Below are 12,142 nucleotides of genomic sequence, written 5' to 3'. Positions count from 1 at the left end.
AAGGGGATTAAAATGACAAAACATGTATTTCAAACGACTTTTGCGGGTCGTGAGTTGATCGTAGAGACTGGTCAGGTTGCTAAGCAAGCAAATGGCTCTGTTGTGGTGCGTTACGGTGAGTCAACTGTCTTGACTGCTGCCGTTATGTCTAAGAAGATGGCAACTGGGGATTTCTTCCCACTTCAAGTCAACTACGAAGAAAAAATGTATGCGGCTGGGAAGTTTCCTGGTGGCTTTATGAAACGTGAAGGTCGTCCTTCAACAGATGCGACCTTGACAGCGCGTTTGATTGACCGTCCAATCCGTCCAATGTTTGCGGAAGGTTTCCGTAATGAAGTGCAAGTCATCAACACAGTCCTTTCTTACGATGAAAATGCATCTGCACCAATGGCAGCTATGTTTGGTTCATCATTGGCACTTTCTATCTCAGATATTCCATTTGACGGACCAATCGCTGGGGTACAAGTGGGCTATGTTGATGGTCAAATCATCATCAACCCAACGCAAGAACAAGCAGAGCAATCGCTTCTTGAATTGACAGTAGCTGGTACTAAGCACGCTATCAACATGGTAGAGTCTGGTGCCAAAGAATTGTCAGAAGAAATCATGTTGGAAGCTCTTCTTAAAGGACACGAAGCCGTTAAAGAATTGATTGCTTTCCAAGAAGAAATTGTTGCAGCAGTTGGTAAAGAAAAAGCAGAAGTAGAATTGCTTCATGTAGATGCTGAATTGCAAGCTGAAATCATCGCAGCCTACAATAGCGATCTTCAAAAAGCGGTTCAAGTAGAAGAAAAATTGGCGCGTGAAGCTGCAACTCAAGCAGTTAAAGACCAAGTCACAGCAATTTACGAAGAAAAATATGCAGACCACGAAGAATTTGACCGCATCATGCGGGATGTGGCTGAAATCTTGGAACAAATGGAACACGCAGAAGTGCGCCGTTTGATCACAGAAGACAAGGTTCGTCCTGACGGCCGTAAGGTCGATGAAATCCGTCCTTTGGATGCACAAGTGGACTACCTTCCTCGCGTACACGGTTCAGGACTCTTTACGCGTGGACAAACTCAGGCTCTTTCTATCTTGACCTTGGCGCCAATGGGTGAAACGCAAATCATCGATGGTTTGGATCCAGAGTATAAGAAACGCTTCATGCACCATTATAACTTTCCACAATACTCTGTTGGGGAAACTGGTCGTTACGGTGCACCAGGTCGTCGTGAAATTGGTCACGGTGCTCTCGGTGAGCGTGCTCTTGCTCAAGTTTTGCCAAGCTTGGAAGAATTCCCATATGCGATCCGCTTGGTCGCTGAGGTCTTGGAATCAAATGGCTCTTCTTCACAAGCGTCTATCTGTGCGGGAACTCTTGCCCTTATGGCTGGTGGTGTGCCAATCAAGGCCCCAGTAGCAGGGATTGCCATGGGTCTTATCTCAGATGGAAACAACTACACCGTATTAACAGATATCCAAGGTTTGGAAGACCACTTTGGAGACATGGACTTCAAGGTTGCAGGTACGCGTGACGGGATTACAGCCCTTCAGATGGATATCAAGATCCAAGGGATTACTGCGGAAATCTTGACTGAAGCTCTTGCTCAAGCTAAGAAAGCGCGTTTTGAAATCCTTGATGTGATTGAAGCAACCATTCCAGAAGTTCGTCCAGAATTGGCTCCAACTGCTCCGAAAATTGATACCATCAAGATCGATGTGGACAAAATCAAGATTGTCATCGGTAAAGGTGGAGAAACCATTGATAAGATTATCGCTGAAACAGGCGTTAAGATTGACATCGACGAAGAAGGAAACGTGTCTATCTACTATAGCGACCAAGCTGCCATTAACCGCGCTAAAGAAATCATTGCTGGTTTGGTTCGTGAAGCGAAAGTGGACGAAGTCTACCATGCTAAAGTTGTGCGTATCGAGAAATTCGGTGCCTTTGTCAACCTCTTTGACAAGACGGATGCCCTCGTTCACATCTCTGAAATGGCTTGGACTCGTACCAACCGTGTCGAAGACTTGGTAGCCATCGGTGATGAAGTGGATGTCAAGATTATCAAGATTGACGAAAAAGGTCGTGTCGATGCTTCTATGAAGGCACTTCTTCCTCGTCCTCCAAAACCGGAACATTCAGAAGAAAAAGGTGAAAAGGGTCATCGTCATGGCGATCGTCCTCGTCACCATCACAAGGACAACAAACCTAAGAAAGAAACTACAGAAACACCAAAAGACTCAGAATAAGAAAAGGAGAATTGTATGGGATGGTGGCGTGAAACCATTGATATCGTAAAAGAAAATGATCCAGCGGCTCGCACCACTTTGGAGGTTCTTTTGACCTATCCTGGTGTAAAAGCCTTGGCTGCCCACCGTCTCTCTCATTTTCTCTGGAAGAATGGCTTTAAGCTCTTAGCTCGTATGCACAGCCAGTTTTGGCGTTTTTGGACGCAGATTGAGATTCACCCAGGAGCTCAGATCGAATCAGGTGTCTTTATCGACCATGGTTCTGGCCTTGTGATTGGGGAGACGGCTATCGTTGAAAAAGGGGTTCTTCTCTACCACGGGGTAACTCTTGGTGGGACAGGGAAGGATGTTGGCAAACGCCATCCGACCGTGCGTAAGGGAGCTCTCATATCTGCACATGCCCAAGTTATCGGGCCTGTAGAAATCGGTGAAAATGCCAAGGTCGGTGCTGCAGCAGTTGTTGTGGCAGATGTTCCTAGCGATGTAACGGTTGTCGGTATTCCAGCCAAGATTGTCCGAGTGCATGGGCAAAAGGATGAACCAACCATTCATGAAGTTGAAGGAAAACGGGAATACTACGTCAATAAACTCGAGCAAGCGAGAGATGCCAGTCACAGATCGTCTGGGCTTTAACATTTGATTTCGTCCGTTTGAAAAGATTGGCTTTGTCAAACAAACCCAAGTGGTTTATCTGAATGCGAAAGAGTAATAAATGCTATTAGAAGAATTTGAAAATGTACCTGCTGTTATCGAGCCAACTGATCGAAGCCTCCGTAGTGGTGGAGAAATCTGTGATACCATAATCTTGTCTTTTAATGGAGAAATCCTTGAACGAGTAAAGCAGATAGATGGTGTCTACGAAGGTGGCTATCTTACCAATCTAAATGGCAAACTGCCATGGTATATCTATGAAAAAGATGGGAGTAAGGTAGCAGTTGCTATGGCTACGATTGGTGCTCCAATGGTTGTTGGACTCTTAGAAGAACTCAAAGCAAGAGGATTTAAGAACTTTATTGTTTTGGGATCTTGCGGAGTTCTAGACCAGTCTATTCAAGCAGATAAGATTATCCTACCAAGCTCGGCTTTACGTGATGAAGGTACTAGTTATCACTATGCTCCAGCAAGTGATGAAATAGCCTATGAGCGATCTCTACTCTTAACTATGGAAAAAGCCTTGGATAAAGCTGGTATTGAGCATATTCGAACAAAGTCTTGGACCACAGATGCCTTCTATCGTGAGACAGCTGCTAAAGTCAAACGAAGACTAGCAGCAGGAGCTAGAGTTGTAGATATGGAAGCTTCAGCTATCATGGCCTGGGCTCAATATCGACAAGCCAAGGTTTATCAATTTTTCTACACAGCTGACTATGTCGACCATCACAATCACGAATGGGATGCTAGACGCGAGGATAGAAAAGCGGATGCTATGACTTTCTTTGAGATTGCCCTAGTCATTGCTCAAGAGTTAGTTTAGACTAGTCTTTACGATAAATTTGAAACAAGAAAGGAAGGGAGCCTAACGGAAAACATAGAAATAAAACTTCCGTAGTGACTCCCTTCATCTTTTTACTTCATTCTTCTTTTATGTTTAGAAAGGAGCAAGGAAATCCGATTTGTGACAGGCAATCGGACTAAAATTTAGTTGAACAGTTAGTTATGAAAATATCTGTTTATGAATTTTAGCTTTCCTGACTATTATTTTATGATTAAAATCTATGACACAATGTCTCGTGATTTGCGAGAATTTGTCCCAATCGAGGACGGCAAGGTTAAGATGTATGTCTGTGGGCCGACAGTTTATAACTATATCCACGTGGGGAATGCCCGTTCAACAGTAGCCTTCGATACCATTCGTCGCTACTTTGAGTATCGTGGTTATGAGGTTGCCTACATTTCCAACTTTACCGATGTAGATGACAAGATTATCAACCGTGCCAAGGAAGAAGGCATCACACCTCAGGAAGTAGCGGACAAGTACATTGCTGCCTTTCGTGAGGACGTGACGGCTTTGGGGGTGAAGCCTGCGACTCGTCATCCTCGTGTAGTCGAGTTTATGGATGATATTATTCGTTTTGTTGCTGATTTGATTGAAAAAGGTTATGCTTATGAGAGTCAAGGGGATGTCTATTTCCGTGTAGAAAAATCCCACAACTATGCTAAGTTGGCCAATAAAACCTTGGAAGACTTGGAACTAGGTGCTTCAGGTCGAACGGATGAAGAAACAGCTCGTAAGGAAAATCCTGTGGACTTTGCCCTCTGGAAATCTGCCAAACCAGGTGAGATTTCTTGGGACAGTCCTTGGGGACCTGGTCGTCCAGGCTGGCATATCGAGTGTTCGGTCATGTCAACGGAAATTTTGGGTGATACCATCGATATTCACGGTGGTGGAGCTGACCTTGAGTTTCCTCACCATACTAACGAGATTGCCCAGTCTGAAGCTAAAACAGGCAAGACCTTTGCCAACTACTGGATGCACAATGGTTTTGTCAATATCGACAATGTCAAGATGTCTAAGTCTTTGGGTAACTTCATTACGGTACATGATGCCCTCAAGACCATTGATGGTCAAGTATTGCGTTTCTTCTTTGCGACTCAGCACTACCGTAAGCCTATCAATTTTACGGAAAAAGCAGTGCGTGATGCGGAGACAAATCTCAAGTATTTGAAGAACACCTATGAACAACCATTTACTGGGACAGTAGATGCTCAGGAGTTACAGGCATTTAAAGATAAGTTTGTAGCTGCTATGGATGAGGATTTCAATACAGCTAACGGAATCACAGTTGTCTTTGAAATGGCTAAATGGATCAACTCAGGAAACTATGATACGGTTGTTAAGGAAGCTCTTGCAGCTATGTTAGAGGTCTTTGGTATTGTCTTTGTCGAGGAAGTTTTGGATGAAGAGATTGAAGCCTTGATCCAAAAACGCCAAGAAGCGCGTGCCAATCGTGACTTTGCGACTGCTGACCAAATCCGTGACCAACTAGCTGAGCAAGGGATTAAGCTACTTGACACCAAGGATGGAGTGAGGTGGACACGTGATTGATGTCAATCTCATTAATGGGATTGCGCTAGCTTTTGAAGGGGATGCGGTGTATTCTATGTATATTCGCCGCCATCTCATTCTCAAAGGCATGACCAAACCCAATAAACTCCACCAAGAAGCCACTAAGTATGTGTCGGCCAAGGCTCAGGCACACTTGATTTCCCTCATGCTGGAAGAAGAAGTCCTAACGGAAAAAGAAGAAGAAATCTATAAACGGGGTCGCAACACCAACAGCCATACCAAGGCTAAGAATGCGGATGTGGTAACCTACCGTATGTCTACTGGTTTTGAAGCGGTCATGGGCTATCTTCATATGACTGAAAATGTGGAACGCCTAGAAACCTTGATTTCTTGGTGCATCCAAAAAGTGGAGGGCTAGGAATGATTGCAAAAGAACTACTGGATTGGTTTCCTGATGGTAAAATCTTAGATCAGCCAGTTGATAAAGAGGGTTATCTAAGTCTACCTCTGTCAAATTATCAGTGGCTTTTGCTTGAGGAGGCTAGTCTTAGCGAGCGTGAAAAACAACTGGTGGCTCTCTTAACCAAACAGGAGCAAACCATTTCCCTCAATCCCTGGTATAGTTATCTCATTGAAGGCAAAGGACAGGCACCGCAAAACTTTAAAAAATTGCAGCTTGTCTATTGTCACCTATCTTATTTTCAACAGGAAAATTTAACGTCTTGGTTAGAGATGATGGGAACCCTCTTTCCAAATTGTCAAACAGTGCTTCAGGTGGGAGCGCAGGATTACATTTTTGTTCTCCAACAGGATAAGTACACATCCGTTCGCTCTATCTTGATGGATACCTTGGAAGCTGTAGAATATGACTTTGGAGTACGTTTATCCATCATGTTAGGTCAGGTCTGGTCACAGACAGGATATCAGGCTCTGTCAGATCTCATCAAAGCAGAACGGGATTTGTTCAAAAACTGGTGGCGACAAGGGCATCAAGGGTTTCATACTTTTTCTCAACTCTATCTGTGGAGTATGGGTGAAAGAATCGTGGATCTCCTAGTTATCAAGGAATATCTGCATCAGATGATTGTAGACCAGGATCAGATTCAGGAAATCATCCTTTCACTGTGGGAAAATAGTGCTGTCCTTACGAAGACAGCTCAGCAACTGTATTTGCATCGCAATTCTCTCCAATACAAGATTGATAAGTGGGAAGAACTGACAGGACTGCAGTTGAAAGAATTGACTGATTTGACCTTGTGTTATCAGTTGATTTTACCAGATATAATCTAAAGTTTTGTGCAAGTTGCACAGAACTTTTTTATTTTTTTGGTCACCTTGCCATAGAAATGTAAAGCGTTTTCATCTATAATAAAACTATCAAATGACAAAAGGAGTTCACCGAAATGGTAGAATTAAATCTTAAAAATATTTACAAAAAATATCCAAATAGCGAACACTATTCAGTTGAAGATTTCAACTTGAACATTAAAGACAAAGAGTTCATCGTTTTCGTAGGACCTTCAGGATGTGGTAAATCAACTACTCTTCGTATGATTGCAGGTCTTGAAGACATCACAGAAGGTACTGCATCTATCGATGGCGTGGTTGTCAATGACGTAGCTCCAAAAGACCGTGACATCGCCATGGTATTCCAAAACTACGCTCTTTACCCACACATGACTGTATACGATAACATGGCTTTTGGTTTGAAATTGCGTAAATACAGCAAAGAAGACATTGACAAACGTGTACAAGAAGCAGCTGAAATTCTTGGTTTGAAAGAATTCTTGGATCGTAAACCAGCTGACCTTTCAGGTGGTCAACGTCAACGTGTTGCCATGGGTCGTGCGATCGTCCGTGATGCAAAAGTATTCTTGATGGACGAACCTTTGTCAAACTTGGATGCAAAACTTCGTGTATCAATGCGTGCTGAAATCGCTAAAATCCACCGTCGTATCGGAGCTACAACTATCTACGTAACTCACGACCAAACAGAAGCGATGACACTTGCAGACCGTATCGTTATCATGTCAGCAACTAAAAACCCTGCTGGTACAGGTACTATCGGACGTGTTGAACAAATCGGTACTCCTCAAGAAGTTTACAAAAACCCAGTTAACAAATTCGTAGCAGGATTCATCGGAAGCCCAGCTATGAACTTCATCAACGTTAAATTGAACGGTGACCGCATTGTTGCTGACGGCTTTAACTTGAAAGTTCCAGAAGGTGCTTTGAAAGTTCTTCGTGAAAAAGGTTACGAAGGTAAAGAATTGATCTTCGGTATCCGTCCAGAAGACGTAAATGCTGAACCTGCTTTCCTTGAAACATTCCCAGAATCAGTTGTGAAAGCAACAATCTCTGTATCAGAATTGCTCGGTTCAGAATCTCACCTATACTGCCAAGTTGGTAAAGATGAGTTCGTTGCAAAAGTTGACGCTCGTGACTACTTGCAAGCAGGTGCAACAGTTGAGCTTGGATTTGACTTGAACAAAGCACACTTCTTCGACGTAGAAACTGAAAGAACAGTTTACTAAGATAGATTTTAATCAATGAGCACTACTAGAGTTTTTCTAGTAGTGTTTTTTTATCAAGTTTAGCAAACTCTTACAGAATGGGCTTTACTAGTTTTCATATCCTCAAAAAAGTGTTAAAATGGTAGGAAGAATTGGAGAGTATGCATGCCGAAAGAAGTAATTTATTCAGGCGATGAAGTTGTCGCTTTAACGCAAAAATATTTATCGAAAGAAGATGTGGCTTTTGTACACAAGGCCTTGGTTTACGCTGTAGAATGCCATAGTGGCCAATATCGTAAATCAGGTGAGCCTTACATTATCCACCCTATTCAGGTAGCAGGTATCTTGGCTAAACTCAAGCTAGATGCTGTCACTGTTGCTTGTGGTTTTTTGCATGACGTGGTAGAAGACACAGATGCTACTTTAGATGACTTAGAACGCGAATTTGGTCACGATGTTCGAGTGATTGTAGATGGTGTTACCAAGCTTGGTAAGGTTGAGTATAAGTCTATCGAGGAGCAGCTGGCTGAGAATCATCGCAAGATGCTCATGGCTATGTCAGAGGATATCCGTGTTATCTTGGTCAAACTCTCTGACCGCCTACACAATATGCGCACCCTCAAGCATCTTCGTAAGGACAAGCAGGAGCGTATTTCCAGAGAAACCATGGAAATCTATGCGCCACTTGCTCACCGTTTGGGGATTTCAAGTGTGAAGTGGGAACTGGAAGATCTCTCTTTCCGCTATCTCAATCCAACTGAATTTTACAAGATTAGTCACATGATGAAGGAAAAACGTCAAGAGCGTGAAGCCTTGGTCGATGAAGTTGTGACGAAACTCGAGGAATACTCATCTGAGCGCCATCTTACAGGAAAAATCTACGGCCGTCCAAAGCATATCTACTCTATCTATCGCAAGATGCAGGATAAGAAAAAACGCTTTGAAGAGATCTATGACCTGATTGCCATTCGTTGTATTCTAGACACTCAGAGTGATGTCTATGCGATGTTAGGTTACGTTCATGAGCTATGGAAACCAATGCCGGGACGTTTTAAAGACTATATTGCCAATCGTAAGGCCAATGGTTACCAGTCTATCCATACGACCGTTTATGGTCCAAAAGGGCCGATTGAGTTCCAGATTCGTACTAAGGAGATGCACGAGGTTGCTGAGTACGGGGTTGCGGCTCACTGGGCTTATAAAAAAGGAATCAAGGGGCAAGTTAATAGCAAGGAATCTGCTATTGGAATGAACTGGATCAAGGAGATGATGGAACTCCAAGACCAGGCGGATGATGCCAAGGAATTTGTGGATACTGTCAAGGAAAACTATCTGGCTGAGGAGATTTATGTCTTTACTCCAGATGGAGCGGTTCGTTCACTTCCAAAAGATTCAGGTCCGATTGACTTTGCTTATGAAATTCATACAAAGATTGGGGAAAAAGCGACTGGTGCCAAGGTTAATGGTCGCATGGTTCCTTTGACGACCAAGTTAAAAACGGGTGACCAGGTTGAAATCATCACCAATCCGAATTCATTTGGACCAAGCCGTGACTGGCTCAATATGGTCAAGACCAGCAAGGCACGCAATAAAATTCGTCAGTTCTTTAAGAACCAAGACAAAGAATTGTCCATCAATAAAGGCCGTGAATTGCTGATTAGTCAGCTCCAAGAAAATGGCTATGTGGCCAATAAATTTATGGACAAACGCCACATGGATGAAGTCCTTCAAAAAACCAGCTACAAGACAGAAGAAGCGCTATTTGCTGCGATTGGTTTTGGAGAAATCGGAGCTATTACTGTCTTTAACCGTTTGACAGAGAAAGAACGTCGTGAAGAAGAGCGTGCCAAGGCTAAGGCAGAAGCTGAAGAATTGGTCAAGGGTGGCGAAGTTAAAGTGGAGAACAAGGACACGCTTAAGGTTAAGCATGAGGGTGGAGTAGTCATCCAAGGTGCTTCTGGTCTCTTGATCCGGATTGCCAAATGTTGTAATCCTGTTCCAGGTGATGATATCGTCGGCTATATTACCAAAGGACGTGGAGTTGCCATCCACCGTGTGGACTGTATGAACCTTCGTTCACAGGAAAATTACGAACAACGTCTACTCGATGTTGAATGGGAAGACCAATTCTCAAGTAAGGAGTATATGGCTCACATCGATATCTACGGGCTCAACCGTTCTGGTCTATTGAATGATATCTTGCAAGTCTTATCAAATACAACTAAAAATATCTCAACAGTTAATGCCCAACCAACCAAGGATATGAAATTTGCCAATATTCATGTTTCTTTTGGAATTTCAAACCTTTCGATGCTGACCACCGTGGTTGATAAGATTAAGAGTGTACCAGAAGTCTACTCGGTTAAACGTACCAATGGTTAAGTTGGCTTGATATAATCAGAAAGGATTGCTATGAAAATTGTCGTTCAGCGTGTCAAGACAGCTCAAGTTTCTATTGAGGGGCAAGTATATGGGAAAATCCAGCAGGGGCTCTTACTCTTAGTAGGTGTTGGACCTGAGGATCGAAAAGAAGATTTGGATTATGCAGTGAGAAAGCTTGTCAATATGCGAATTTTCTCAGATGCTGAAGGCAAGATGAACCTATCGGTTAAGGATATCCAAGGTCAAATCCTCTCCATCTCTCAGTTTACTTTGTTTGCCGATACCAAGAAGGGAAATCGTCCAGCCTTTACAGGCGCTGCTAAACCGGATATGGCGGAAGCTTTCTATCAAGAATTTAACCAAGAACTAGCCAAGGAAGTTCCTGTTGAGACAGGAGTCTTTGGAGCAGATATGCAGGTGGAACTGGTCAATGATGGCCCAGTAACCATCATTCTTGACACCAAAAATAGATAAAAAAACCAAGCTCGCGGGCCAATGTCATTAAGTTAGTAATCTAACTATTTGAATAGGAGATAGGATTGAGATCATCAAAGTGATTCTCTATCCTATCTTCTATTTTTTTTGCATAACAAATAAAGGTTTTTTCACCCTATTTTTTGAGATTTATGTTACTCTATAGATGAAATCAATTACCGATTGGGCCTTTATTTTTCTTGGATATTTTCGATTCGGTCGAATAATAGATAACTGTTTCTTGAGGTAGTTTTTCAACTGGAGAGAAGAAAGGGAACCGTTAAAAAACAAACGGCAGGCATAAGTCGCATCTGAGAAACACACTTTATATCTTTGTTTTTTGTGACTACTGTCGATGGCAACTTGCGAGGTTACCCAACGACAAAAGTTAAAATTTGTAAATCGGGCAAAGATTTCTTGGAGAATCCCTTCCTTCTTTTTGGCATGAAAATTGACCAAGCCAATACTGTATTTCAGGTCACGAAAACTAGTCTCTATGCCCCATCTGCTGGCGTAGAGATTTTTTAATTGTTGGACTGAATAGTCTGTATTTGTCACCAAAGTTTCGTATTTTCCTTCTTCCGCTTCTAAACGCACCAAACGAAAAGGAAGTTGGTATAGTTCAACAGGGTCATGTTTTTGACTTGTTTCTGGAAGAAAATCAAAAGTAGAATTGTGTGGAATAAAATGATAGTCATTGGGGAAATCACGATAAAGTTTTTTGAGCTGATTGGTTTGCTTTCGTGATAATTTTAGAGAAAAGTTTTGATCAAAACACTCTGTATTTGGCAAGTTGAAGGAGGAACGCATGGATTGTTTTCCATCTCGAATTCGGATGATATAAAGCCATCCTTTTTCTTGAAAATGAGCCATGAGATTGTAACTTTCATAGCCTCTATCCATGATAACAAGAGCTTTCTCGAAAGGGAGAAGCCTTCATCATCTGAATCAGAGCTAAGCGCTCATGTTGCGTATGTTTGTCTTGAATAGAAACATCTCTATACACTCCAGTCGTCAAGTCGTATAGGGCATTTATGTGTATGAGATTATAGGATTTAACATCCGTTTGGGTTTGGATAGAGGTTTCTGTATCCATGGGATTTCGAGGAATACAGATATCACTCCCATCTGCAGCGAATATCGGAAGATTGGTGTTAAGTGGAATAGGTGCTGTAAATTCTTTAAATAAGGTATAGAAAGCCTCAGGTTTTATCTGATAGCGTCTTTGAACAAAGGCTGAATTTGAAACTGTCAGTCTAGCATCTAGTAATTCTTTTGACAGTGATTTTCCTCCCATTCCCAGAATGGTACGAATCATGGTTTCTAGTGATAACCTTCTTTTACGAGTAAAGGCCTGTTCATCTTGTTTGACGAGCTCAACTTTTTGACCAAGGATACTCTGAATACTCTTATTCAAGTGGGCTTTTATCTGTTTTATCATAGGAAGTACCTCCTTAACTATCAGTTTAGCACATAAAAAAAGAAACCCAAATACAGAATTGTATTTGAATTTCTTAACTTAATGACATTG

At 42.3% G+C, this 12,142-nt stretch carries 9 protein-coding genes and 1 pseudogene; 9 read left to right on the top strand and 1 reads right to left on the bottom strand.

The annotated features are described in order from the left end of the window. The first annotated feature begins 12 nt into the window (after positions 1-12). From pnp to dtd, 9 genes are all read left to right on the top strand, one after another. The gene (gene pnp / locus TZ96_RS07170) at positions 13-2,235 is read left to right on the top strand and encodes a polyribonucleotide nucleotidyltransferase (protein WP_045763486.1); all 2,223 of its coding nucleotides are present in this window, start codon (positions 13-15) and stop codon (positions 2,233-2,235) included. Between the two features lie 15 nt (positions 2,236-2,250). After that, a complete protein-coding gene (gene cysE / locus TZ96_RS07165) occupies positions 2,251-2,868 on the top strand; it encodes a serine O-acetyltransferase (protein WP_045763485.1) in 618 nt (205 codons plus the stop codon). Positions 2,869-2,947: 79 nt separating this feature from the next. Continuing rightward, entirely contained in the window at positions 2,948-3,709 is a 762-nt protein-coding gene (locus tag TZ96_RS07160) for a nucleoside phosphorylase (RefSeq protein WP_045763484.1), read from the top strand. 228 nt (positions 3,710-3,937) lie between these two features. Then, entirely contained in the window at positions 3,938-5,281 is a 1,344-nt protein-coding gene (gene cysS, locus TZ96_RS07155; RefSeq protein WP_045763623.1) for a cysteine--tRNA ligase, read from the top strand. Beyond that, positions 5,274-5,660, top strand: coding sequence for a Mini-ribonuclease 3 (locus TZ96_RS07150; RefSeq protein WP_045763483.1), 387 nt, complete (start codon positions 5,274-5,276; stop codon positions 5,658-5,660). Before cysS ends, TZ96_RS07150 begins: the two co-directional genes overlap by 8 nt. A gap of 2 nt (positions 5,661-5,662) precedes the next feature. After that, positions 5,663-6,532, top strand: a complete 870-nt coding sequence (locus TZ96_RS07145) for a helix-turn-helix domain-containing protein (RefSeq protein ID WP_045763482.1) — start codon at positions 5,663-5,665, stop codon at positions 6,530-6,532. Between the two features lie 113 nt (positions 6,533-6,645). Next, a complete protein-coding gene (locus TZ96_RS07140) occupies positions 6,646-7,776 on the top strand; it encodes an ABC transporter ATP-binding protein (RefSeq protein WP_045763481.1) in 1,131 nt (376 codons plus the stop codon). 144 nt (positions 7,777-7,920) lie between these two features. Continuing rightward, positions 7,921-10,137: a RelA/SpoT family protein gene (locus tag TZ96_RS07135; RefSeq protein WP_001123766.1), complete on the top strand. Its 2,217-nt coding sequence runs from the start codon at positions 7,921-7,923 to the stop codon at positions 10,135-10,137. Positions 10,138-10,167: 30 nt separating this feature from the next. Beyond that, positions 10,168-10,611, top strand: a complete 444-nt coding sequence (dtd, locus tag TZ96_RS07130; protein ID WP_045763480.1) for a D-aminoacyl-tRNA deacylase — start codon at positions 10,168-10,170, stop codon at positions 10,609-10,611. Between the two features lie 150 nt (positions 10,612-10,761). Here dtd and TZ96_RS10495 read toward each other — a convergent pair. Then, positions 10,762-12,052, bottom strand: a pseudogene (locus TZ96_RS10495) (IS4 family transposase). Between the last annotated feature and the right edge of the window lie 90 nt (positions 12,053-12,142).

The organism is Streptococcus infantis, assembly GCF_000963255.1.
Taxonomy (GTDB): Bacteria; Bacillota; Bacilli; order Lactobacillales; family Streptococcaceae; genus Streptococcus; species Streptococcus nidrosiense.
Note: the sequence above shows the minus strand (reverse complement) of the source record. Positions and strands in the feature narration are given on the sequence as shown.